This is a genomic window from Pantoea sp. Acro-807 (genome assembly GCF_011752675.1).
Taxonomy (GTDB): Bacteria; Pseudomonadota; Gammaproteobacteria; order Enterobacterales; family Enterobacteriaceae; genus Pantoea; species Pantoea eucrina.
Map to the genome: position 1 here is coordinate 145,230 of NZ_VWXE01000007.1, position 24,517 is coordinate 169,746.

The following is a 24,517-nucleotide window of genomic DNA, read 5'->3' on the forward strand; positions in this document are numbered from 1 at the left end:
GCGGGATGTGTTAGGAAAACGCATAACAACGATGGCGATGAAAAAGTTGCTCATAGCGTCGCTGCTGTTTAGCAGCGCCACCGTTTACGGTGCAGACGATTTCGTGGTGAACGACATTCATTTCGAAGGTCTCCAGCGAGTCGCCGTCGGCGCGGCTCTGCTCAGCATGCCGGTACGCGTCGGTGATACGGTGAATGATGATGATATCAGAAACACCATTCGCTCACTGTTTGCCACCGGCAATTTTGAAGATGTGCAGGTTTTACGTGACGGAACGACCCTGATTGTTCAGGTTAAAGAGCGTCCGACTATTGCCAGCATCACATTCTCCGGTAACAAGGCGGTGAAAGAGGATCAGCTGAAGCAGAACCTCGAAGCGTCAGGCGTTCGCGTCGGCGAAGCGCTGGATCGCACCACGCTCTCTTCAATCGAGAAGGGACTGGAAGATTTCTACTACAGCGTCGGCAAATACACCGCCAGCGTAAAAGCGATTGCCACACCGCTGCCGCGTAACCGCGTGGATTTGAAATTTGTTTTCCAGGAAGGTGTCTCTGCCAAAATTCAGCAGATCAACATCGTGGGTAACAAAGCGTTCAGCTCTGATGAACTGATCTCCCGCTTCCAGCTGCGTGATGAAGTGCCGTGGTGGAACGTGGTTGGCGATCGCAAATATCAGAAGCAGAAGCTGGCCGGCGACCTTGAGACGCTGCGCAGTTTCTATCTGGATCGCGGTTATGCGCGCTTTAATATCGACTCGACTCAGGTCAGCCTGACGCCGGATAAAAAAGGCATCTACATCACCGTCAACATTAACGAAGGCGACCAGTATAAAATCGCCGGCGTGATTGTGAACGGCAGCATGGCGGGCCACTCAGCAGAAATTGAACATCTGACCAAAATCCCGAATGGTGAGCTTTACAACGGCACCAAAGTGACGCAGATGGAAGATGATATCAAAAAGCTGCTGGGTCGCTATGGCTATGCCTATCCGCGCGTCGTGACGCAGCCAGAAATCAGCGACGCTGACAAAACCGTTAAGCTGCATATTAACGTTGATGCCGGTAATCGCTATTACGTGCGTAAAGTCCGTTTTGAAGGGAACGACACCTCAAAAGATGCTGTACTGCGCCGTGAGATGCGTCAGATGGAAGGCGCATGGCTGGGCAGCGATCTGGTTGATCAGGGTAAAGAGCGTCTGAACCGCACCGGTTACTTTGAAACGGTTGATGTGGATACGCAGCGCGTACCAGGCGTGCCGGATCAGGTGGATGTGGTCTACAAAGTTAAAGAGCGCAACACCGGTACCTTTAACTTTGGCGTGGGCTACGGAACAGAAAGCGGCGTCAGCTTCCAGGTGGGTGTTACCCAGGATAACTGGCTCGGTACCGGTAATACCGTTAGTATCAGCGGTACCAAAAATGATTATCAGACCTATGCTGAATTCTCACTGACCGATCCCTACTTTACGGTTGACGGCGTGAGTCTGGGCGGTCGCCTGTTCTATAACGACTTTAAAGCGGACGATGCCGATCTGTCAGACTACACCAACAAGAGTTACGGTGTTGATGGCACGCTCGGCTTCCCGGTTAATGAGAACAACACCCTGCGCGTTGGCTTAGGCTATGTGCATAACGATCTGTCGAACATGCGGCCGCAGGTGGCAATGTGGCGTTACCTCGACTCGGTCGGGCGTCCACAGGGACTCAATAATAAAGGCGATTTCTCTGCGGATGATTTTACCTTTAACTATGGCTGGACCTACAATACGCTGGATCGCGGCTTCTTCCCGACGCGCGGTAACCGCACCAACCTGAACGGTAAGGTGACGATTCCAGGTTCAGACAACGCGTTCTATAAAGCGACGCTGGATACGCAGCAGTATGTGCCGCTGAACCGTGACGGCACCTGGGTAGTCCTGGGGCGTGGTCGTGTGGGCTATGGAGACGGCATCGGGGATAAAGAGATGCCGTTCTATGAGAACTTCTACGCCGGCGGCTCCAGCACGGTACGTGGTTTCCGTTCCAATACTATTGGTCCGAAAGCCGCTTACCTTAACGATCGCTCCTCATCGTGTAATCTGACCGATCCAAACGGGATCTGTAAGTCAGATGATGCAGTAGGCGGTAACGCAATGGCGATTGCCAGCCTCGAGCTGATCACGCCAACGCCGTTCCTGAGCGAGAAGTACGCTAACTCCGTGCGCACTTCACTGTTTGTGGACGCCGGTACCGTCTGGGATACTAACTGGCAGAATACGGCAGCCACCCGCGCTGCGGATATTCCGGACTATAGCGATCCTAACAACATTCGCGTCTCTGCAGGCCTGGCGCTGCAGTGGATGTCGCCACTGGGCCCGCTGGTATTCTCCTATGCCCAGCCGGTGAAGAAAGTCGAGGGAGACAAAGCAGAGCAGTTCCAGTTTAACATCGGTAAAACCTGGTAATGTTCTGAGCAGGGAAGCGGAAGCGAAGTACGGCATAGCTTAGCGCAGCAAAGCGCTAAGCGAGCCAAACACTGTGTCGCAGACACAAACGTTGATGGTAAGGAGTTTATAGTGAAAAAGTTGTTGTGTGCCGCAGGTCTGGGTCTTGCTTTAGCGGTTTCCGCTGGCGTTCAGGCTGCTGACAAAATTGCAGTGGTAAACGTGTCCAGCATTTTCCAGCAGTTACCGCAACGTGCGACCGTTGCTAAACAGCTCGAGAATGAGTTCAAAGGCCGCGCAACTGAGCTGCAGGGCCAGGAACGCGATCTGCAGACCAAAATGCAGAGACTGCAGCGTGATGCTTCTACCATGAAGGCGAGCGAGCGCAGCCGCATGGAAAAAGACATCATGTCCCAGCGCGAAGCCTTCTCCAGCAAAGCCCAGGCTTTCGAACAGGATAACCGTCGTCGCCAGATGGAAGAGCGTAACAAACTGCTGAGTCGTATCCAGGATGCCGTGAAGAAAGTGGCAGACAGCGATGGTTATGATGTCGTGATTGATGCTAACGCCGTAGCCTATGCTGCTAATGCGAAAGACATTACTGCTGACGTGCTGAAACAGGTTAAATAATCGATGTCATCAATTCGACTGGCTGATTTAGCCCAGCAGTTGGATGCAGAATTGCACGGAGATGGCGATATCGTCATCTCCGGCATTGCTTCTATGCAATCCGCCACCCCTGGTCAAATCACTTTTCTTGCCAACAGTCGCTACCGCGAGCAGCTCGCCAGCGTTCAGGCGTCAGCCGTGGTGCTGACGGAAGCGGATCTGGAATGGTGCAATACTGCCGCCCTGGTAGTGAAAAATCCCTATCTTACCTATGCCCGCATGGCACAACTGCTGGACACCACGCCGCAGCCCGCGCAGAATATCGCGCCCAGCGCGGTGATCGATCCTTCCGCCTCGCTGGGACAAAATGTGTCGGTAGGGGCGAACGCGGTGATTGAGTCTGGCGTTGAGCTGGGTGACAACGTCGTGATTGGTGCAGGCTGCTTTGTCGGCAAAAAGAGCCGGATTGGCAGCGGCACGCGCCTCTGGGCCAACGTGACGATTTATCATGAGATTCAGATTGGTCAGGATTGTCTGATTCAGTCAGGCACTGTCATCGGTGCAGATGGTTTCGGGTATGCTAACGATCGCGGCAACTGGGTGAAAATCCCTCAGCTCGGCACGGTCATCATCGGTGACCGGACAGAGATTGGTGCCTGCACCACTATCGATCGCGGTGCGCTGGATAACACTCTGATCGGCAATGGTGTTATCATAGACAACCAGTGTCAGATTGCCCACAACGTTGTAATTGGTGACAATACAGCCGTTGCGGGAGGTGTGATCATGGCCGGTAGCCTGAAGATTGGACGTTACTGTATGATTGGCGGCGCCAGCGTCATTAACGGCCATATGGAGATCTGCGATAAAGTAACCGTAACCGGTATGGGCATGGTGATGCGTCCCATTACAGAGCCGGGGGTTTACTCCTCAGGGATCCCACTGCAACCGAACAAAGCCTGGCGTAAAACGGCAGCGCTGGTGATGAATATCGATGACATAAGCAAACGTCTGAAAGCCATCGAACGCAAAGTTGATAAAAACAGCTAAGCACATCCGCGCGACCCGCTTTCATAATAATGCCGCCTGCCTGCTTTTGCCCTTCAGTGTGGTAAAGGACGGCAGGTAGCGCAGAGAAGCGAACGCCACCGAACTGATTTGCGGCCTGCGAAAGATCATTTTGATCGGTGCAGGCCGTGTTATTGTTGCCATCAGATTTTTTAGGACAGGAAGAGTATTTTGACTACTGAAACGCATACTCTGAAAATCGAAGAGATTTTAGAACTGCTGCCGCACCGCTATCCGTTTTTGCTGGTGGATCGCGTGCTGGATTTTGAAGAGCACAAATATCTGCGTGCGGTAAAGAACGTTTCTGTTAATGAACCGTTTTTCCAGGGGCACTTCCCTGGTAAACCGATTTTCCCAGGCGTTCTGATTTTAGAAGCGATGGCGCAGGCGACCGGTATTCTGGCGTTTAAAAGCGTTGGCAAACTGGAACCTGGCGAGCTCTATTATTTTGCCGGTATCGATGAAGCCCGCTTCAAGCGCCCGGTAGTACCAGGTGACCAGATGATCATGGAAGTCACCTTCGAAAAAACCCGTCGTGGTCTGACACGTTTTAAAGGCGTTGCTACAGTGGATGGTAAAATTGTCTGTGAAGCGACCATGATGTGTGCCCGTAGCCGGGAGGCATAATTAGTGATTGATTCAACCGCCACCATCCATCCGACCGCCATCGTTGAAGAGGGTGCTGTACTGGGTGCAAATGTTCATATCGGTCCCTTCTGTATTGTGGGCGCTGACGTGGAAATTGGCGCAGGTACGGTATTGAAATCACACGTTGTGGTTAATGGCCATACGCGCATCGGCGAAGAAAACCAGATCTATCAGTTTGTCTCTATTGGTGAGGTAAACCAGGATCTGAAATATGCGGGTGAGCCTACCCGCACCGAAATCGGCGATCGCAACCGGATCCGCGAAAGCGTGACCATTCATCGCGGCACCACGCAGGGTGGCGGACTGACTAAAGTTGGCAGCGACAACCTGCTGATGGTGAATGCGCACATTGCACACGACTGCGTGATTGGCAGCCGCTGCATTCTGGCAAATAACGTGACGCTGGGCGGCCACGTTACCGTGGATGATTTTGCGATCATCGGCGGCGTGACGGCCGTGCACCAGTGGTGCACTATCGGCGCTCACGTTATGGTTGGCGGTTGTTCCGGCGTGGCGCAGGATATTCCGCCATACATTATTGCGCAGGGTAACCACGCCACGCCGTTTGGCGTCAATATTGAAGGTCTCAAGCGTCGCGGCTTCAGCAAAGAGGCGCTGCATGCTATTCGCAACGCTTACAAGCTGCTCTACCGCAGTGGTAAAACGCTGGATGAGGTAAAGCCTGAAATCGAGGCGCTGGCGCAGCAGCACAGCGAAGTCCAGCCGTTCTTTGATTTCTTCGCCCGTTCAACCCGTGGATTGATCCGTTAATTCATGTCAGTGCGTCCCTTAACGATTGCCCTGGTCGCCGGAGAAACCTCCGGCGATATTCTTGGTGCCGGTCTGATCCGCGCGCTGAAAGCGCGTCATCCTGATGCACGCTTTGTTGGCGTAGCGGGTCCGCTGATGCAGGCAGAAGGCTGCGAAGTCTGGTACGAAATGGAAGAGCTGGCGGTCATGGGCATTGTCGAAGTGCTGGGCCGCCTGCGACGCCTGCTGACCATCCGCAAAGACCTGACGCAGCGCTTCACCGCGCTCCGCCCTGACGTATTTGTGGGTATCGATGCGCCAGATTTTAATATCACCCTGGAAGGCAACCTGAAGCGCGCCGGTATTCGTACCGTGCACTACGTCAGCCCTTCCGTCTGGGCATGGCGTCAGAAGCGCGTCTTTAAGATTGGCCGCAATACCGATATGGTGCTGGCGTTTCTGCCGTTCGAGAAAGCGTTTTACGATCGCTTTAACGTGCCGTGTCGTTTTATCGGTCACACCATGGCTGATGCGATGCCGCTGCAGCCTGATAAGCAGGCCGCGCGTCGCGAGCTGGGTATTGCAGACGACGCGATCTGTCTGGGTTTACTGCCAGGCAGTCGTGGCGCAGAAGTTGAAATGCTGAGCGCCGATTTTCTGCGCGCGGCGCAGCTGCTGCGTCAGCGCTACCCGGCGCTGGAAATCGTGGTTCCGCTGGTTAACGCAAAGCGGCGGGCGCAGTTTGAACAGATTAAAGCGGAGATTGCGCCTGAGCTGCCTATGCACCTGCTGGATGGCAAAGGGCGTCAGGCGATGATCGCCAGCGATGCGGCTATTCTGGCATCCGGCACCGCGGCGCTGGAGTGTATGCTGGCAAAGTGTCCGATGGTCGTGGGGTATCGTATGAAACCCGTTACCTTCTGGCTGGCGAAGCGCCTGGTCAAAACGCCTTACGTCTCGCTGCCTAATCTGCTGGCGGGACGGGAGCTGGTTAAAGAGCTGCTGCAGGATGAGTGCCAGCCGCAGACGCTGGCCGCCGCGCTGGAGCCGCTGCTGCATGCGGGTGCCGAACGCGACGCGCTGCTGGAAACCTTTACTCAACTGCATCAGCAGATCCGCTGGAATGCCGATGAGCAGGCGGCGGATGCGGTACTGGAGATTGCTCATGGCTGAATTTATCTATCCTGATGCGCAACGTATTGCGGGCGTGGACGAAGTCGGACGCGGCCCGCTGGTAGGGGCCGTAGTAACGGCGGCGGTGATCCTCGATCCTGCTAACCCGATTGCTGGTCTGGCAGACTCAAAAAAGCTGTCGGAAAAGCGCCGTCTGGCGCTGTATGATGAAATTACCGAAAAGGCGCTGGCGTGGAGCCTCGGCAGGGCTGAGCCAGAAGAGATCGACCAGCTCAATATTCTGCATGCCACGCTGCTGGCGATGCAGCGCGCGGTGGCAGGGCTGCACCTTACGCCCGATTTTGTGCTGATCGATGGCAATCGCTGTCCGGCGCTGGCGATGCCTGCGCAGGCGGTGATCAAAGGCGACAGTCTGGTGCAGGAAATCAGCGCTGCATCCATTATTGCCAAAGTGACGCGCGATCGCGAAATGGCTGAACTCGATCGTCTCTTTCCGCAGTATGGCTTTGCGCAGCATAAAGGTTACCCCACCGCGCTTCATATGGCGAAGCTCAAACAGTTTGGTGCCACGCCGCATCATCGTCGCAGTTTTGCGCCGGTGCGCAACGCGCTGCTGGATGCCGAACTGCACGCCTCAGTACAACCCGCGCCGCTTTATTAAGCCTGACGCTGTTTTAACCGGAAACCGATATGGCTGAACCTCGTTTTATACATCTGCGCGTGCACAGCGACTACTCCATGGTCGATGGCCTGGCGAAGACCGGTCCGCTGGTGAAAAAAGCCGCGGCGCTGGGGATGCCGGCAATAGCGATTACGGATTACACTAACCTCTGCGGCCTGGTGCGCTTCTATGGCAGCGCCCACGGTGCCGGCGTTAAGCCGATTATCGGTGCTGATTTCCAGGTCGCCAGCGAGCTGATGGGCGATGAGCTTACGCAGCTTACGCTGCTCGCGGCGAATAACACCGGCTATCAGAATCTGACACTGCTGATTTCGCGCGCCTATCAGCGCGGCTACGGCATTGCCGGGCCTATCCTCGATCGCGACTGGCTGATTGAGCTGGGCGAAGGGCTGATTGTCCTGTCGGGCGGACGACGCGGCGATGTCGGACGCAGCCTGCTGCGCGGCAATAACGCGCTGGTGGCGCAGTGTCTGAGCTTTTATCAGCAGCACTTTCCCGACCGTTACTACCTTGAGCTGCTCCGCACCGGACGCGCCGATGAGGAGAGTTATCTGCATGCCGCCGTTGAGCTGGCGATAGCGGAAGGGATACCGGTAGTGGCAACCAATGAAGTCTGCTTCATCAATGAAGAGGACTTCGATGCGCATGAGATCCGCGTGGCGATCCACGACGGTTATACGCTGGACGATCCGAAACGTCCGCGCCACTACAGTCCTCAGCAATATATGCGCAGCGAAGAGGAGATGTGCGAGCTGTTTTCGGACATCCCGGAAGCGCTGGAAAACAGCGTAGAGATTGCTAAGCGCTGTAACGTCACCGTCCGCCTCGGCGAATATTTTCTGCCGCAGTTCCCGACCGGCGAGATGACCACCGAAGAGTTTCTGGTGGTGAAATCACGCGAGGGGCTTGAAGAGCGCCTGGCGTTTCTCTTTCCGGATGAAGAGCTGCGTGCGCAGAAGCGCCCGGCCTACGATGAGCGTCTGGAGATTGAGCTCAACGTTATCAACCAGATGGGGTTCCCGGGCTACTTCCTGATCGTGATGGAGTTTATCCAGTGGTCAAAAGATAACGGGATCCCGGTCGGACCCGGACGCGGTTCCGGTGCCGGTTCACTGGTGGCCTATGCGCTGAAGATTACCGACCTCGATCCGCTGGAATTTGACCTGCTGTTTGAACGCTTCCTGAATCCGGAACGTGTCTCCATGCCCGACTTTGACGTCGACTTCTGCATGGAGAAGCGCGATCAGGTGATCGATCACGTTGCCGAGATGTATGGCCGTGAAGCGGTTTCGCAGATTATCACCTTCGGCACCATGGCGGCGAAAGCGGTGATCCGCGATGTAGGGCGCGTGCTGGGCCATCCTTATGGCTTTGTCGATCGCATCTCCAAGCTGGTGCCGCCCGATCCGGGCATGACGCTGGAAAAAGCGTTTCAGGCTGAACCGCAGCTGCCTGAGATCTATGACGCCGATGAAGAGGTCAGGGCGCTGATCGACATGGCGCGCAAGCTGGAAGGCGTCACGCGAAACGCCGGCAAGCACGCTGGCGGCGTGGTCATTGCGCCGACCAAAATCACCGATTTTGCCCCGCTTTACTGCGATGAAAACGGCCAGTTCCCCGTCACCCAGTTTGATAAAAATGATGTGGAGTATGCCGGACTGGTGAAGTTTGACTTCCTCGGCCTGCGTACGCTGACCATCATCGACTGGGCGCTGAAGATGATCAACCCGCGCCGTGAAAAGCAGGGGCTGCCGCCGATCGACATTGCGGCTATTCCGCTTGATGATAAAAAAAGCTTCGATATGCTGCAGCGCTCAGAGACCACCGCGGTGTTCCAGCTTGAATCGCGCGGCATGAAAGATCTGATCAAGCGACTGAAGCCTGACTGCTTTGAAGATATGATCGCCCTGGTGGCGCTGTTTCGTCCCGGCCCGCTGCAGTCCGGCATGGTGGATAACTTTATCGACCGTAAGCATGGCCGCGAAGAACTCTCCTATCCTGACATCCAGTGGCAGCATGAGAGTCTGAAGCCGGTACTGGAGCCTACCTACGGCATCATTCTCTATCAGGAGCAGGTGATGCAGATCGCACAGGTGCTGGCGGGTTATACGCTGGGCGGCGCTGATATGCTGCGTCGTGCGATGGGTAAAAAGAAACCGGAAGAGATGGCGAAGCAGCGTTCAGTGTTCAAAGAGGGCGCTGAAAGCATGGGTATCAACGGCGAACTGTCGATGAAAATCTTCGACCTGGTAGAGAAGTTCGCCGGCTATGGTTTTAACAAATCGCACTCTGCAGCCTATGCGCTGGTCTCCTATCAGACGCTGTGGCTGAAAGCACACTATCCGGCTGAGTTTATGGCTGCGGTCATGACCGCCGATATGGATAACACCGAGAAAGTGGTCGGGCTGGTGGATGAGTGCTGGCGCATGGGCCTGAAAGTGCTGCCGCCGGATATCAATGCCGGCCTCTATCCGTTCCACGTTAACGACGACGGTGAAATTGTCTACGGCATCGGCGCGATCAAAGGCGTCGGTGAAGGCCCGATTGAAGCGATTCTCGAAGCGCGTAATCAGGGCGGCTATTTTAAAGAGCTGTTCGATCTCTGCGCGCGTACCGATACGCGCAAAATTAACCGCCGGGTGATGGAGAAGCTGATCATGTCCGGCGCGTTTGACCGGCTCGGACCCCATCGTGCGGCGCTGATGAGCGCCCTGAGCGATGCCCTGAAAGCCGCTGACCAGCATGCTAAAGCAGAGGCGACGGGGCAGGCAGATATGTTTGGCGTGCTGGCTGAAGAGCCGGAGCAGGTCGAAAAATCGTATGCGTCAATTACGCCGTGGCCAGAGCAGGTGCAGCTGGATGGCGAGCGTGAAACGCTGGGGCTCTATCTTACCGGGCATCCGATCAATCAGTATCTGAAAGAGATTGAGCGCTACGTCGGCGGGATGCGGCTGAAAGATATGCATCCTACTGAACGTGGCAAGGTCACCATCGCTGCGGGGCTGGTGATTGCCGCCCGCGTGATGGTGACCAAGCGCGGCAACCGAATTGGTATTTGTACTCTGGACGATCGCTCCGGTCGTCTGGAAGTCATGCTATTTACCGATGCGTTAGATAAGTACCAGCAGCTGCTGGAGAAAGACCGTATCCTGATCGTCAGCGGACAGGTCAGCTTTGATGACTTCAGCGGCGGGCTTAAAATGACCGCCAGGGAAGTGATGGATATCGATGAAGCGCGGGAAAAATATGCGCGCGGACTTGCTATCTCGCTGACGGACAGGCAAATTGATGACCAGCTTTTAAACCGTCTCCGCCAGTCTCTGGAACCTCATCGTTCCGGGACCATTCCGGTACATCTCTATTATCAGAGAGCAGATGCGCGGGCGAAGCTGCGCTTTGGTGCAGCGTGGCGTATTTCGCCCAGCGATCGTTTACTTAACGACCTGCGGTCGTTAGTAGGATCGGAGCAGGTGGAACTGGAGTTTGACTAAAACAGGAACATTATGAGTCTTAATTACCTGGATTTTGAACAGCCGATCGCCGAACTCGAAGCGAAGATCGATTCGCTTAAATCGATTGGCCGTTCAGATGAGAAACACGATATTAATCTGGATGAAGAGATTCAGCGCCTTCGCGAGAAAAGCGTTGAACTGACCCGTAAAATCTTCTCCGATTTAGGTGCATGGCAGGTCGCGCAGCTGGCGCGTCATCCGCTGCGTCCCTATACGCTGGACTACGTGCGCAACGCATTTGACGACTTTGACGAGCTGGCAGGCGATCGCGCCTATGCTGACGACAAAGCGATTGTGGGTGGTATCGCACGCCTGGATGGCCGTCCGGTGATGATCATTGGTCATCAGAAAGGGCGTGAAACCAAAGAGAAAATTCGCCGTAACTTCGGTATGCCTGCACCAGAAGGCTATCGTAAAGCGCTGCGTCTGATGGAGATGGCAGAGCGTTTTAAGATGCCACTTATCACCTTTATCGACACGCCGGGTGCTTATCCGGGCGTGGGCGCCGAAGAGCGCGGTCAGTCTGAAGCGATTGCCCGTAACCTGCGTGAGATGTCTGGTCTGAAAATTCCGGTGATCTGCACCGTGATTGGCGAGGGCGGCTCTGGTGGCGCGCTGGCGATTGGCGTGGGCGACAAAGTGAACATGCTGCAGTACAGCACCTACTCGGTGATTTCACCGGAAGGCTGTGCGTCAATTCTGTGGAAAAGCGCAGATAAAGCGCCGCTGGCGGCAGAAGCGATGGGCATCACCGCCGGGCGTCTGCAGGAGCTGAAGCTGATCGACTCAATCATTCCTGAGCCGCTGGGTGGCGCGCATCGTCGTCCGGTTGATATGGCCGCTTCTCTGAAACAGCAGCTGCTGGCCGATCTGGCCGATCTCGACGGGCTGAGCACGGAAGAGCTGCTCGATCGCCGCTATCAGCGCCTGATGAACTACGGTTACGCGTAAGGTAAGCCCTGCAGCAAAAAAGCGGACTCCGGTCCGCTTTTTTTATGCCTGTTTTCCACGATCGGGCCTGAGTTCCCTGCAGGACCGCCATTTATGGCGGCAGCGATCCCCCAAGGGCGCCATTTATGGCGACCGAAATGCTTCGCTGAAAACATCAGGCCTGCAACGGCGCTATTCCGGAACATTCTCCGGCCACTTTTCGCTATCCTTACTCTGTGCCACAAGACCACAGGAGGTGAGCATTGAATATTATTGCGATCATGGGACCGCACGGCGCGTTCTACAAAGATGAACCAATTCGCGAACTGGATGCCGCGCTGAAACTGCAGGGCTTTCACACCGTTTATCCCAGCAATGCCAGCGACCTGCTGAAGCTGATTGAGCACAACCCGCGCGTATGCGGCGTCGTATTTGACTGGGATGAGTACAGCATGGCGCTCTGCAGCGACATCAACCAGCTCAATGAGTCGCTGCCGCTCTACGCCTTTATCAACACGCATTCGCAGATGGACGTCAGCGTTAATGAAATGCGCATGGCGCTGCAGTTTTTTGAATATGCGCTCAGCACCGCAGACGATATCGCGCTGCATATCCGCCAGTATACCGATGAGTACATCGATAAAATTTTACCCCCGCTGACCAAAGCGCTGTTTACCTATGTTAAAGAGGGTAAATACACCTTCTGTACGCCAGGCCATATGGGCGGTACCGCCTTTCAGAAAAGCCCGGTCGGCAGCCTGTTTTATGACTTTTTCGGCGCTAACACGCTTAAAGCCGATGTCTCTATCTCCGTCACTGAACTGGGGTCGCTGCTCGACCATACCGGCCCGCATCTCGACGCCGAAGAGTATATTGCCCGTACCTTTGGGGCAGAGCAGAGCTATATGGTGACCAACGGCACCTCAACCTCAAACAAAATTGTCGGTATGTATGCCGCTCCGGCAGGCAGTACGGTACTGATTGACCGCAACTGTCACAAATCGCTGACCCATCTGCTGATGATGAGCGACATCGTGCCCGTCTGGCTCAAGCCAACGCGTAATGCGCTGGGCATTCTGGGCGGTATTCCGCAGCGTGAATTTACCCGGGAGGCTATTCAGAGCAAAGTGGATAGCACGCCGCGCGCCAGCTGGCCGGTCCATGCGGTGATCACCAATTCAACGTACGACGGATTGCTCTACAACACGGAATATATCAAGCAGACGCTGGATGTGCCGTCGATCCACTTCGATTCCGCCTGGGTGCCTTATACCAATTTTCATCCCATCTACAGCGGAAAAAGCGGCATGAGCGGTGAACGGATCCCGGGCAAGGTGATCTATGAAACGCAATCCACCCATAAGCTGCTGGCCGCGTTTTCCCAGGCTTCACTGATTCATATCAAAGGCGACTACGACCACGATACGTTTAACGAAGCCTATATGATGCACACCACTACCTCGCCGAGCTACGGCATTGTGTCATCGATTGAAACCGCTGCGGCGATGCTGCGCGGCAATCCGGGTAAGCGGCTAATTAACCGTTCGGTTGAGCGCGCGCTGCACTTCCGGCGCGAGATCCAGCGGCTGCGTGAAGAGTCTGATGGCTGGTTTTTTGATATCTGGCAGCCAGAGCAGGTGGATGAGGCAGAGTGCTGGCCGATCCAGCCGGGAGAAGAGGCGTGGCACGGCTTTCAGCAGGCCGATCGCGATCATATGTATCTCGATCCCATTAAAGTTACGATCCTGACGCCCGGCATGAGCGAACTGGGCGCGATGGCGGAAGAGGGGATCCCGGCGGCGCTGGTGGCGAAATTTCTCGATCAGCGCGGCGTGGTGGTAGAGAAAACCGGGCCTTATAACCTGCTGTTTCTGTTCAGTATCGGGATCGATAAAACCCGCGCCATGAGCCTGCTGCGCGGTCTGACTGAATTTAAACGCGCCTACGATCTTAATCTGCGCGTGAAAAATATGCTGCCGGATCTCTATGCGGAGGATCCCGATTTCTATCGCAATATGCGGATCCAGACGCTGGCGCAGGGGATCCACCAGCTGATCCTGCAGCACGATCTGCCGCGGCTGATGCTGAAAGCCTTTGATGTCCTGCCTGAAATGAAAATGACGCCGCATCAGGCGTTCCAGCATCAGGTCAAAGGTGAGGTTGAAACCGTGGATATCCGCGAGCTGGTAGGGCGTACCTCCGCCAATATGATCTTGCCCTATCCGCCAGGCGTGCCGCTGGTAATGCCCGGTGAGATGATCACAGAACAGAGCCGGACCGTGCTCGACTTTCTGCTGATGCTCTGCACCATCGGGCGCCACTACCCTGGCTTTGAAACCGATATTCACGGCACCACGCTGACAGAGGATGGGCGCTATCTGGTTCGGGTACTGCGCGACGCGCCGCAGCCCTGACTTCGGATAAATGCCTCTGGTCACGCTGACGTCCGGCACGTAGGCTTGGCGGCTCAGATTTTTTTTCGGAGCCGCTATGCTACAGATCAAACAGATTCACCACATTGCGATTATTGCCACTGACTATCCGCGCAGCAAAGCGTTCTACTGCGATGTGCTGGGCTTCTCCCTGCTGGGTGAGTACTACCGCGCTGAGCGGGATTCATGGAAAGGCGACCTCGGCCTGCACGGCGTCTATACCATTGAGCTGTTCTCATTTCCCTCCCCGCCGCCGCGCGTAACCGCACCTGAAGCCTGCGGCCTGCGCCATCTGGCATTTTGCGTAGAGGATGTGGCGCAGTCGGTTGCGGCGCTGGCAGAAAAAGGCGTGATCTGCGAACCGGTGCGTATCGATGCGCTGACCGGTAAAGCCTGCACCTTTTTTACCGATCCGGATGGTTTGCCGCTGGAGCTTTATCAGGCGTAAAATAGCCGCCGCAGAATGCCGCAATCAGGCGGCATCATTAGATGGAACGGCACTATGTCTTTTTCCCACCTTGCTGCGCTGCTGGATCCCGCCGGTCGCTACGTGGTGGCATTCAGCGGCGGGCTCGACTCCACCGTGCTGCTGCATCAGCTGGTCTGCTGGCAGCAGCAGCATTCGCAGCTGAGCGTGCGGGCGCTGCACGTGCATCACGGCCTGAGTCCGCACGCCGACCGGTGGGCCGCACACTGCCGGCAGCAGTGCCAGCGCTGGCATATCGCCTGCGACGTATTGCCGGTAACGGTTGATGCCAGGGCAGGAGGCGTGGAGGCGTCGGCGCGCAGAGAGCGCTATCAGGCGCTGTTCGCCCGGCTGCAGCCGGATGAACAGCTGCTCACCGCGCAGCATCTGGACGATCAGTGCGAAACGCTGCTGCTGGCGCTAAAGCGCGGCAGCGGCCCGGCGGGGCTGGCGGCAATGCCGCCGCGGCGCACAGTGCAGGGGCATGAACATCTGCGTCCGCTGCTCAGCCTTAGCCGTGAGCAGCTGGAGCAGTGGGCGGCTGAGCACCAGCTCAGCTGGATTGAGGATGAGAGCAATGACGACAGCCGCTACGACCGCAACTTTTTGCGTCAGCAGATTATGCCGCTGCTGCATCAGCGCTGGCCGCACTTCAGCGCTGCCAGCGCCCGCAGCGCCGCGCTCTGCGCAGAGCAGGAGCAGCTGCTGGATGAGCTGCTGCAGCAGGAGCTGAGCCAGCTGCTTACGCCACAGGGCGCACTGCATTTTCCGCCGTTGCAGAGCATGAGCGAAGCGCGGCGTAACGCGCTGCTGCGGCGCTGGATCGCCGGGCAGGGCGGGGCGATGCCGTCACGTGCGGCGCTGCAGCGCATCAGTACCGACGTTATCGCAAGCCGGACTGATGCACAGCCGGCGCTGCAGCTGGGAAATTTTACGCTGCGCCGCTATCGCGATGCCCTCTACTGGTTGCCGCCGCAGCCGTCGCTGCGTGACCAGGCATGCTGCTGGCCGCAGCTTACCCGATCGCTGGTGCTGCCCGGCGGAGTGGGTCAGCTGCTGGCTGACTTCTCACGCGCGGAGCTGCGTCTGCCTGCGGCGGATGAAACGGTCCACGTTCGCTTTCAGGCGCGCGGCTACTATCATCTGCTGGGACGGGCGGGCGGACGCGAAATGAAAAAACTGTGGCAGGAGCTGGCGATCCCGCCCTGGCAGCGGGAGCGTATCCCACTGATCTACTATAACCATACGCTGATTTGCGCGCCGGGCCTGTTTGTTACCCATGAAGGCGCTGCCTGCAGCGATCGGGGCTGGCAGGCGATCTGGCATCAGCCTGACAGGGAGAAGGTATCATGAGGCACTGGCTGACGGCTGTGCTATGTTTTGTATCGCTGCCGCTATGGGCAGAAGGCGATGCGGCCGCGGGCGCAGAAAAAGCAGCCCGCTGTATGGCGTGTCACGGTGCAGAGGGCAAAAGCGCGATACCCCTCTATCCTCATCTGGCCGGGCAGCAGGCGCCTTATCTGGCGCATGCGTTGCACGCCTATCAGAAAGGTGAGCGCAGCGGCGGTCAGGCAGAGGTGATGAAAGCGTTTGTGGCGGGACTAAGCGATACCGATATTGAGGATTTAGCGGCTTACTATAGCGGACTTAAGCCCTAGGAAACGCGGGCGGAGAGGGTCCGCCCGCCGCGAGACTACTCGTCTTCGCTGACCACCACGGTGCCGAGTTCAGGATGGCTGAAGCTGGCAATGTGATCGAGGCGCAGCTCGCGGGTTTCCCCGGAGAGGTCAACCGCAAGATATTCGACGTTTTTGCGCGAAACCATATCCCGCGCTTTCGCCTTCAGCTGGTCACCATTTTTCAGCTGCAGTGACAGCATCCAGTGTCGGGTGCAGGCGAGTTCCAGGTTGTCGTAGTCATCGCAATTGATGGGTTTATAAGCTTCATTTGTCAACATAGTCGCTCACCAATAAGTTTGCAGCAGCCGAGGCTGCCTGATCCCTGACAGAAGAGTTTAGCGCGGAATGAGCGGCGATATCATTGAGTGCATTCAGCGCGCACATCAGCGCGTCGGGCACATATCCCGGCTCACCGCTGCCGATTTCAGCATATTTCTGGCGAACTAACTCACAATACGTTTGCACATGCACCTCCTCAGCAGAGCATAAATACCCTGGTTGCCTGGCGACTATAACACAGGGGTTTCCCGGAAATCAGCCAGGGCAAGCGGGGAAACAGAGAAAGAAAAGCAGCAGAACAGCGGCTGGCACGGCCTGCCGGACGCTGACTGGCGCACAAAAGGTTAAGTTGATGAACAGGAAAATTCAGTACAGAACGCCGTATGAACCGGCAGGTGACAGATGATTATGCTGTCGCGCACGGTTGAGATCCCGGAGAGTGAAATAGAGCTGACGGCTATCCGCGCTCAGGGGGCAGGGGGGCAGCACGTGAATAAAACCTCGACGGCTATTCATCTGCGGTTTGATGTCCGCGCATCTTCGCTGCCGGAGTTTTATAAAACGCGGCTGCTCGCTGCCAGTCATCACCTGATTACGGCAGAAGGCGTGGTCATTATTAAAGCGCAGGAGTATCGCAGTCAGGAGATGAATCGTGAGGCCGCGCTGCAGCGCCTGATCAATCTGATCCGCGAGTTAACCACGGTGGAGAAAGCGCGTCGCGCGACGCGGCCCACGCGCGCGTCAAAAGAACGGCGGCTGGAGGGGAAATCGCGGCGCAGCAGCGTAAAAGCGATGCGCGGCAAAGTGCGATAAAAAACGCCTCCCGCAGGAGGCGTTTGCCATTACTTATTCAGCGCGCTGGCCAGGAAGCTGACGATCTCATGCTGGCTGATCATCTGCTTCTCGCTTGCGGAGCGGGATTTGTACTCAATCTCTTCGTTATCGAGATTGCGATCGCCAATCACGATGGTGTGCGGCACGCCAATCAGCTCCATATCAGCAAACATCACGCCCGGACGCTCTTTACGATCGTCGAGGATAACGTCGATGCCTCTGGCGCGCAGTTCGCTGTAGAGCGATTCTGCCAGCTGCTGAACCCGGAAAGATTTATGCATATTCATTGGCAGAATTGCGACTTCAAACGGTGCCAGCGCCGCAGGCCAGATAATGCCGCGCTCGTCATGGTTCTGCTCAATTGCGGCAGCCACCACGCGGGTAATACCGATACCGTAGCAGCCCATGGTCATGATCTGGTTGCGGCCATCTTCGCCCTGTACGGCTGCTTTCATCGCATCGGAGTATTTGGTGCCGAGCTGGAAAATGTGACCCACCTCGATACCGCGCTTGATCTGCAGTACGCCTTTACCATCCGGGCTTGGATCGCCCTCGACCACATTGCGGATATCTTCAACCCGCGCTTCCGGCAGATCGCGGCCCCAGTTGATGCCGGCAAAGTGCTGACCGTCGATGTTGGCACCGGCGGAGAAGTCACTCATTTTTGCCACGGTACGGTCCGCAATCACCGGGATGGTCAGACCGACCGGACCGATAGAGCCAAAGCCTGCACCCGTTACGGCACGGATCGCCTCTTCATTGCCCATTTCCAGCGGCGAAGCAACGATATCAAGATGTTCAGCTTTGATCTCGTTCAGCTCATGATCGCCACGCACCAGCAGAGCAACCAGCTGATGGCCGCTCTCTTCACTCGCCTTCACAATCAGCGTCTTAACCGTTTTTTCAACCGGGATCTGATGCTGCTCAACCAGCTCCGCGATGGTTTTGGCATGTGGCGTAGCAAACTGTGTCATTGGCTGTGTTGCCGCCGGACGCTCGCCAGCCGGAGCCAGCGCTTCAGCTTTCTCAATGTTTGCGGCGTAGTCTGACTCGCTGGAGAAGATCACATCATCTTCACCGCTCTGCGCCAGCACCTGGAATTCATGTGAACCGCTGCCGCCGATAGAGCCGGTGTCAGCCTGCACCGCGCGGAAATCGAGACCCATGCGGGTAAAGCTCTGACTGTAGGCGCGATACATCGCATCGTAGGTTTCCTGCAGCGACGCCTGCGAGGTATGGAAGGAGTAAGCGTCTTTCATGATGAACTCACGCGAACGCATCACGCCAAACCGTGGGCGCACTTCATCACGGAACTTGGTCTGAATCTGATACAGATTAAGCGGCAGCTGCTTATAAGAGCTCAGCTCGTTGCGGATCAGATCGGTAATGACCTCTTCATGCGTCGGACCGAGCACAAACGGACGTTCGTGACGATCTTTAATGCGCAGCAGCTCCGGGCCATACTGCTCCCAGCGCCCGCTCTCTTCCCACAGGTCGGCCGGCTGAACCACCGGCATAGAGATTTCAATTGCGCCGGCGTTGTTCATCTCTTCGCGCACGATGTTTTCAACTTTTCGCAGCACGCGAACCCCGGTCGGCAGCCAGGTATAGAGTCCGGAAGCCAGTTTGCGGATCATCCCGGCACGCAGCATCAGCTGATGGCTGATCACTTCTGCATCGGAAGGCGTCTCCTTAAGCGTGGAGAGCAGATATTGAGTAGTACGCATTAATTATGATTCCAGTTATATGGAAGAAGAAGAGCAGACCGTTACTGGCCGTTAGTGTACCAGCGAGAAACAGCGCTCAAAAGCCTGTTTTAGCGTGGATCCACGGCAATGACCTCAGTACCCGCTTCATCAATGCGCCAGCGCACGTTGAAATCGAGCAGCCAGGCGGCATATTCGCGATCCAGCGATTCACCTTTGCGATAGGCGGGACGCGGATCCTGGGCCAGAACGTCGGTAATAAAACGCTGCAGCTGAGGAATATGCGCCTGCTGCTGAATCTGCTGCTGAGCGGCGGCTGAAAAACGCACCGGCATGGTCGCTTCAGGTGCAGCCTGAGCATACCCGGCGCGCGCGTCGGGCAGCGCTTCGGCAAACGGCAGGTAGGGCTTGATATCAATCACCGGTGTGCCATCAACCAGATCAAGGCTGCCGAGCTGCAGAATAACCTGCGATTTTTCACAGCGGATCCCTTTCAGCTCAACCAGCGACATGCCTACCGGATTAGGACGAAACGTTGATCGCGTCGCAAACACGCCCATACGCGCGTTACCGCCGAGGCGTGGCGGACGGACAGTAGGGCGCCAGCCGCCGGCCATGGTCTGATGAAACATAAACAGGATCCAGATGTGGCTGAACGCCTCCAGACCGCGTACGGCTTCCGGCTGATTATACGGGGCCTGCAGATGCAGTTCACCGCCGCCATCCTGAACCAGGCCCGGCTGGCGCGGCACGGCAAATTTCTCTTTCCACGGGGAGCGGATCACGCCAATCTGCGCAACGGCAAACTCACTCATTGACCGGAAACTTTCAGCGCTGAGCCCTGGCAGATTGCCTGGCGGTAGCAGCCTGGCGTACTGGTCACAATTTCACATTTGTGCAGCAGCACGGCGTTGGCTTTCATACCCGCTGCTTTGATCTGCAGACGTTTACGCGCGGTATTGATATTGGGAGGCGAATCCTGCGTGCTGCTCTGGCAATCTTCGCCAGACACTTCACCCAGATCGCGGAAAGGATTGCTGACCAGATCGGTTGCGTCGGTATAGATTTTCACCGGAGCCGGGCGCGGGGCCGGCTTGCGCTGCGGCTGAGCGGATGACTGCTGCGGACGAGCCGGAGCGCTGCTTATCGGGTGATATTCACGAACGCACCCGGTCAGCATCAACGCCAACAGGCAGAGCGGTAAAAAACGCATGGCAACATCCTCCTGTAATAAAAGTGGCGTTATTGAAACAAGGACGCCCGCAAATAACAAGTCAGCAGCCACATGCAGAAATAGAAAGGGCGGCAAGCGCCGCCCTCGGGAGAGAAAAGAAGTGAACTTACCAGCCTTTAACCGCGCCACCGTTAAAGATTTTGTTCGCAGACTCAGCCACTTCGTCTGACTGATACGCTTCAACAAACTTCTTCACGTTCTCAGCGTCTTTATTATCTTCACGGCTCACCAGCAGGTTAACGTATGGGGAATCTTTATCTTCCACAAAGATGCCATCTTTTGCCGGGGTCAGACCAATCTGGCTGGCATACGTTGTGTTGATAACCGCGAGTGCAATCTGCTGATCGTCAAGCGAGCGCGGCAGCTGTGGCGCTTCCAGTTCAACAATCTTCAGGTTCTTTGGATTTTCCACAATATCCAGCGACGTTGGCAGCAGGCCAACACCCTCTTTCAGCTTAATCAGTCCCGCTTTCTGCAGCAGCAGCAGGGAGCGGCCCAGGTTAGTTGGATCGTTAGGGATGGCGATCTGCGCGCCATCCTGCAGTTCGGTCAGCGACTTAATCTTTTTGGAGTAGCCGGCAATCGGGTAAACAAAGGTGTTGCCAACCGGTACCAGCTTGTAGCCACGATCTTTGATCTGCTGATCCAAATAGGGCTTATGCTGGAAAGCGTTAACGTCAATATCCCCTTTGCTCAGCGCTTCATTAGGTAACACGTAATCGTTAAATGTCACCAGCTCGACGTCGAGATTATATTTATCTTTAGCCACTTTAACGGCAGTTTCAGCAACCTGCTGTTCAGCACCGACAATCACGCCCACTTTGATATGGTTGGGATCTTTTGCCTGCTGATCGCATCCGGCCAGAGCAATAGCACCAATCAGAGCACCTGCTGCGGCAATCTTTTTAAATGTGAAAGACATATCCTTTCCTTAATAGAGAAGTATTGATGTTATTGGCTTATTTATGCGACACCGCGCGAACAATGCGATCGCCGCAGAACTGAATCAGATATACCAGCACGACCAGCAGCACCAGTACAGTATTCATTACGGTAGCGTTATACCCGATATAGCCATACTGATAGCCAATCTGGCCCAGACCACCCGCGCCCACGGCACCGCCCATAGCAGAATAGCCAACCAGCGTAATGAGCGTAATGGTGGCCGCGTTAACCAGGCCCGGCATCGCTTCCGGCAGCAACACCTTGCGGACAATCTGCAGCGGCGTGGCACCCATCGCGCGGGAGGCTTCGATCAGGCCGGTCGGCAGCTCCAGCAGGGCGTTTTCAACCATACGGGCAATAAACGGCGCGGCGCCAACGGTCAGCGGGACAATCGCCGCCTGCAGGCCGATAGAGGTGCCGACAATTGCGCGGGTAAACGGGATCATCCATACCAGCAGTATAATGAACGGGATTGATCGGAAGATATTGACGATAGCAGAGAGCACGCGGTAAAGCGCGCTGTTCGCCAGAATCTGACCAGGGCGTGTAACATACAGCAGTACGCCGACCGGCAGGCCAATAACAAACCCGAAAAAGCCAGAGACAAAGGTCATCATCAGCGTTTCCCAGACGCCGCGCGTCAGTAACCACAGCATCGCTTCAGACATAACCTAATACCTCTACTTTCACATGATGTTCTTTCAGCCAGCTTATCGCGGCCTGCGTATCTGTTTCACTGCCATCCATTTCTGCCAGCATGATGCCGAACTTGACTCCGCCTGCATAATCCATCTGCGCACTGATAATGTTGTTGTTCACATTAAAGCGGCGGGCAGCTTCTGACAGCAGCGGTGCATCAACAGATTTCCCGGTAAACTCCAGGCGCAGCAGGGGCACAGCCTGTGCGGCAGGCTGCGCGCGCATGCGCTCCTGATAATCTTCCGGAATATCCAGATGCAGCGTCGACTGAATAAACTGCTGCGCCAGCGGCGTTTTTGGATGAGAAAAAACTTCGCTGACGCTATCTTTTTCAATCAGCTCGCCGTTACTGATCACAGCAACCTGATCGCAGATGCGCTTAACCACATCCATCTCATGGGTGATAAGCAGAATAGTAATACCGAGGCGGCGGTTAATGTCTTTCAGCAACTCCAGTATCGAACGGGTGGTCGCCGGGTCGAGCGCGCTGGTGGCTTCGTCGCACAGCAGTACTTTGGGATTGCTGGCCAGCGCACGCGCAATAGCCACACGCTGTTTTTGCCCGCCAGAGAGATTAGCTGGCCAGCTGTCATGCTTGTCATTCAGGCCAACCAGCTCCAGCAGCTCGCTAACGCGCGCTTTGATCTGATCGCGTGACAGATTGCCCAGCTCCAGCGGCAGCGCCACATTGCCGGCCACCGTACGCGAGTTCATCAGGTTGAAGTGCTGAAAAATCATGCCGATCTGGCGACGTGCCAGCGTCAGCTGCCCGGAAGAGAGTGCAGTGAGATCCTGCCCGTCGACCAGCACACGACCGGATGTAGGGCGCTCAAGCAGGTTGACGCAGCGGATCAGCGTACTCTTGCCCGCGCCTGACGAACCGATGACGCCATAAATCTGTCCCGCCGGCACATGCAGGCTGACGCCGGAGAGCGCCTGTATTGTGCGTGAACCCTGCTGGAACACTTTGGTGATATTTTCGAGTTTAATCATTAGTTAATTATTATCGTCTGACGTTATCCGTGGTGTATCAATATTCGATCAGCGAAGCTGGACGAAAGCTGAATGGATGGTAAGGCATCCAGACGTCTAAATCAATCGACGTAATGCAATCTGCCATTCTCTCGCTATGCCCAATCATGCAATACTTAGCACTATTAATTGCAGCAGGAGTATTTACGTGGCGAACCCAGTCCCGGCTATTTTTCTCGATCGTGATGGCACATTAAATGTTGATCACGGTTATGTTCATGAGATCGACAATTTTCAGTTTATAGAAGGCACCATTGAAGCGCTGCAGGCGCTGAAAAAGATGGGCTACGCGCTGGTGCTGGTCACTAACCAGTCGGGTATTGCCCGCGGGATGTTTACGGAAGATACCTTTATGCAGCTGACGGAGTGGATGGACTGGTCACTGGCCGATCGCGATATCGACCTGGACGGCATCTACTATTGTCCTCACCTGCCGGATGCCACCGTGCCTGCTTACCGTCAAAACTGCGACTGCCGTAAACCTCAGCCTGGAATGCTGCTGTCTGCGCAGCAAGAGCTGAACATCGATATGGCCGCTTCATATATGGTAGGGGATAAGCTGGAAGATATGCTGGCAGGGCAGGCCGCTGGCGTCGGCACCCGTGTGCTGGTGCGCAGCGGTAAAACGGTTACCGCTGAAGGTGAAGCAGCAGCAGATTGGGTGTTAAATAGCCTGGCAGAGCTGCCGGCGCGCATTAAACAGGCATAAATAACCGGTTTTGCGCAAACATTAACCGGGTGATAAAAAAGTTGAAATTAGTGCTTGTCACCCGGCGAGAACTCCCTATAATGCGCCACCACTGAGACGGCAAAGCGGCAACGCAGACGGGCTCAGCAGGGCGTGAAGCGATTCACCCCGCCGGAGAAAAACGCTGAAAAAAGTGGTTGACTCCGGAGGAGGAAAGCGTAATATACGCCACCTCGCAGCAGACGCCTGAGGCGCTGGCTGCACCGCTCTTTAACAATTTATCAGACAATCTGTGTGGGCACTCGCAGGATTGATATCACAAGCCTACGGGCTTTAAAAAATATCAAGTCTTTGCTGAGTGAACACGTAATTCATTACGAAGTTTAATTCACAGAGCACCGCTTAACTTGTTTAAGCAAATCAAACTTAAATTGAAGAGTTTGATCATGGCTCAGATTGAACGCTGGCGGCAGGCCTAACACATGCAAGTCGGACGGTAGCACAGGGGAGCTTGCTCCCCGGGTGACGAGTGGCGGACGGGTGAGTAATGTCTGGGAAACTGCCCGGTGGAGGGGGATAACTACTGGAAACGGTAGCTAATACCGCATAACGTCTTCGGACCAAAGTGGGGGACCTTAGGGCCTCACGCCACCGGATGTGCCCAGATGGGATTAGCTAGTAGGTGGGGTAACGGCTCACCTAGGCGACGATCCCTAGCTGGTCTGAGAGGATGACCAGCCACACTGGAACTGAGACACGGTCCAGACT

Annotated in this window: 23 protein-coding genes and 1 rRNA gene; 16 read left to right on the forward strand and 8 right to left on the reverse strand. The window is 55.8% G+C overall.

What is annotated here, in order from left to right:
- Positions 1 to 31: 31 nt before the first annotated feature.
- The 13 genes from bamA to F3J39_RS15655 all read left to right on the forward strand — a co-directional run bounded on the left by bamA (position 32) and on the right by F3J39_RS15655 (position 16,311).
- Entirely contained in the window at positions 32 to 2,443 is a 2,412-nt protein-coding gene (bamA, locus tag F3J39_RS15595) for an outer membrane protein assembly factor BamA (RefSeq protein WP_039382738.1), read from the forward strand.
- Positions 2,444 to 2,554: 111 nt separating this feature from the next.
- Entirely contained in the window at positions 2,555 to 3,052 is a 498-nt protein-coding gene (gene skp / locus F3J39_RS15600) for a molecular chaperone Skp (protein WP_039382739.1), read from the forward strand.
- A gap of 3 nt (positions 3,053 to 3,055) precedes the next feature.
- A complete protein-coding gene (gene lpxD, locus F3J39_RS15605; RefSeq protein ID WP_039382740.1) occupies positions 3,056 to 4,081 on the forward strand; it encodes a UDP-3-O-(3-hydroxymyristoyl)glucosamine N-acyltransferase in 1,026 nt (341 codons plus the stop codon).
- Between the two features lie 189 nt (positions 4,082 to 4,270).
- Complete coding sequence (gene fabZ / locus F3J39_RS15610) at positions 4,271 to 4,726, forward strand: 3-hydroxyacyl-ACP dehydratase FabZ (RefSeq protein WP_007893924.1); 456 nt, start codon at positions 4,271 to 4,273, stop codon at positions 4,724 to 4,726.
- A 3-nt stretch (positions 4,727 to 4,729) separates the two neighbouring features.
- Complete coding sequence (lpxA, locus tag F3J39_RS15615; protein WP_039382744.1) at positions 4,730 to 5,518, forward strand: acyl-ACP--UDP-N-acetylglucosamine O-acyltransferase; 789 nt, start codon at positions 4,730 to 4,732, stop codon at positions 5,516 to 5,518.
- A gap of 3 nt (positions 5,519 to 5,521) precedes the next feature.
- Positions 5,522 to 6,670, forward strand: a complete 1,149-nt coding sequence (lpxB, locus tag F3J39_RS15620; RefSeq protein ID WP_039382748.1) for a lipid-A-disaccharide synthase — start codon at positions 5,522 to 5,524, stop codon at positions 6,668 to 6,670.
- Positions 6,663 to 7,292: a ribonuclease HII gene (gene rnhB, locus F3J39_RS15625; protein WP_104085517.1), complete on the forward strand. Its 630-nt coding sequence runs from the start codon at positions 6,663 to 6,665 to the stop codon at positions 7,290 to 7,292. The genes lpxB and rnhB overlap by 8 nt, the downstream gene beginning before the upstream one ends.
- Positions 7,293 to 7,321: 29 nt before the next feature.
- Positions 7,322 to 10,804 carry a DNA polymerase III subunit alpha gene (gene dnaE, locus F3J39_RS15630; protein ID WP_071669047.1) on the forward strand — a complete coding sequence of 1,161 codons (3,483 nt, stop codon included), beginning with the start codon at positions 7,322 to 7,324 and terminating at the stop codon, positions 10,802 to 10,804.
- A 12-nt stretch (positions 10,805 to 10,816) separates the two neighbouring features.
- Complete coding sequence (gene accA / locus F3J39_RS15635; RefSeq protein WP_039382756.1) at positions 10,817 to 11,776, forward strand: acetyl-CoA carboxylase carboxyl transferase subunit alpha; 960 nt, start codon at positions 10,817 to 10,819, stop codon at positions 11,774 to 11,776.
- Between the two features lie 242 nt (positions 11,777 to 12,018).
- Positions 12,019 to 14,169 carry a lysine decarboxylase LdcC gene (locus F3J39_RS15640; protein ID WP_166714367.1) on the forward strand — a complete coding sequence of 717 codons (2,151 nt, stop codon included), beginning with the start codon at positions 12,019 to 12,021 and terminating at the stop codon, positions 14,167 to 14,169.
- A gap of 76 nt (positions 14,170 to 14,245) precedes the next feature.
- On the forward strand, positions 14,246 to 14,635 hold the full coding sequence (locus F3J39_RS15645; RefSeq protein ID WP_039382762.1) for a VOC family protein: 390 nt from the start codon (positions 14,246 to 14,248) through the stop codon (positions 14,633 to 14,635).
- Between the two features lie 54 nt (positions 14,636 to 14,689).
- Complete coding sequence (gene tilS / locus F3J39_RS15650) at positions 14,690 to 16,006, forward strand: tRNA lysidine(34) synthetase TilS (protein ID WP_166714368.1); 1,317 nt, start codon at positions 14,690 to 14,692, stop codon at positions 16,004 to 16,006.
- A complete protein-coding gene (locus F3J39_RS15655; RefSeq protein WP_071669045.1) occupies positions 16,003 to 16,311 on the forward strand; it encodes a cytochrome c in 309 nt (102 codons plus the stop codon). Before tilS ends, F3J39_RS15655 begins: the two co-directional genes overlap by 4 nt.
- Positions 16,312 to 16,346: 35 nt before the next feature.
- Here F3J39_RS15655 and rof read toward each other — a convergent pair whose 3' ends face one another.
- Both rof and F3J39_RS15665 read right to left on the reverse strand, forming a co-directional pair.
- Positions 16,347 to 16,610, reverse strand: coding sequence for a Rho-binding antiterminator (gene rof, locus F3J39_RS15660; RefSeq protein WP_039382769.1), 264 nt, complete (start codon positions 16,608 to 16,610; stop codon positions 16,347 to 16,349).
- Entirely contained in the window at positions 16,597 to 16,797 is a 201-nt protein-coding gene (locus F3J39_RS15665) for a YaeP family protein (RefSeq protein ID WP_071669043.1), read from the reverse strand. The genes rof and F3J39_RS15665 overlap by 14 nt, the downstream gene beginning before the upstream one ends.
- Positions 16,798 to 17,013: 216 nt before the next feature.
- On the opposite strand from F3J39_RS15665, the gene arfB reads away from it, so the two are divergent.
- The gene (gene arfB, locus F3J39_RS15670) at positions 17,014 to 17,424 is read left to right on the forward strand and encodes an alternative ribosome rescue aminoacyl-tRNA hydrolase ArfB (RefSeq protein ID WP_039382771.1); all 411 of its coding nucleotides are present in this window, start codon (positions 17,014 to 17,016) and stop codon (positions 17,422 to 17,424) included.
- Positions 17,425 to 17,453: 29 nt separating this feature from the next.
- Here arfB and proS read toward each other — a convergent pair whose 3' ends face one another.
- From proS to metN, 6 genes are all read right to left on the reverse strand, one after another.
- Positions 17,454 to 19,172, reverse strand: a complete 1,719-nt coding sequence (gene proS / locus F3J39_RS15675) for a proline--tRNA ligase (RefSeq protein ID WP_071669042.1) — start codon at positions 19,170 to 19,172, stop codon at positions 17,454 to 17,456.
- Between the two features lie 89 nt (positions 19,173 to 19,261).
- Positions 19,262 to 19,966: a tRNA (N6-threonylcarbamoyladenosine(37)-N6)-methyltransferase TrmO gene (gene tsaA, locus F3J39_RS15680; protein WP_166714369.1), complete on the reverse strand. Its 705-nt coding sequence runs from the start codon at positions 19,964 to 19,966 to the stop codon at positions 19,262 to 19,264.
- On the reverse strand, positions 19,963 to 20,364 hold the full coding sequence (rcsF, locus tag F3J39_RS15685) for an Rcs stress response system protein RcsF (RefSeq protein ID WP_039382781.1): 402 nt from the start codon (positions 20,362 to 20,364) through the stop codon (positions 19,963 to 19,965). Before rcsF ends, tsaA begins: the two co-directional genes overlap by 4 nt.
- Before the next feature lie 127 nt (positions 20,365 to 20,491).
- Positions 20,492 to 21,307 carry a MetQ/NlpA family lipoprotein gene (locus F3J39_RS15690; protein ID WP_065650069.1) on the reverse strand — a complete coding sequence of 272 codons (816 nt, stop codon included), beginning with the start codon at positions 21,305 to 21,307 and terminating at the stop codon, positions 20,492 to 20,494.
- A 37-nt stretch (positions 21,308 to 21,344) separates the two neighbouring features.
- Positions 21,345 to 21,998 (reverse strand): methionine ABC transporter permease MetI, encoded by a 654-nt coding sequence (locus tag F3J39_RS15695; protein ID WP_039382787.1) that lies wholly within the window; start codon positions 21,996 to 21,998, stop codon positions 21,345 to 21,347.
- On the reverse strand, positions 21,991 to 23,022 hold the full coding sequence (metN, locus tag F3J39_RS15700; RefSeq protein WP_071669040.1) for a methionine ABC transporter ATP-binding protein MetN: 1,032 nt from the start codon (positions 23,020 to 23,022) through the stop codon (positions 21,991 to 21,993). The genes F3J39_RS15695 and metN overlap by 8 nt, the downstream gene beginning before the upstream one ends.
- Before the next feature lie 187 nt (positions 23,023 to 23,209).
- Here metN and gmhB point away from each other — a divergent pair, with 187 nt between their 5' ends.
- Both gmhB and F3J39_RS15710 read left to right on the forward strand, forming a co-directional pair.
- Positions 23,210 to 23,770 carry a D-glycero-beta-D-manno-heptose 1,7-bisphosphate 7-phosphatase gene (gmhB, locus tag F3J39_RS15705; RefSeq protein ID WP_071669039.1) on the forward strand — a complete coding sequence of 187 codons (561 nt, stop codon included), beginning with the start codon at positions 23,210 to 23,212 and terminating at the stop codon, positions 23,768 to 23,770.
- A gap of 407 nt (positions 23,771 to 24,177) precedes the next feature.
- Positions 24,178 to 24,517, forward strand: a 16S ribosomal RNA gene (locus F3J39_RS15710); the annotation flags it as partial.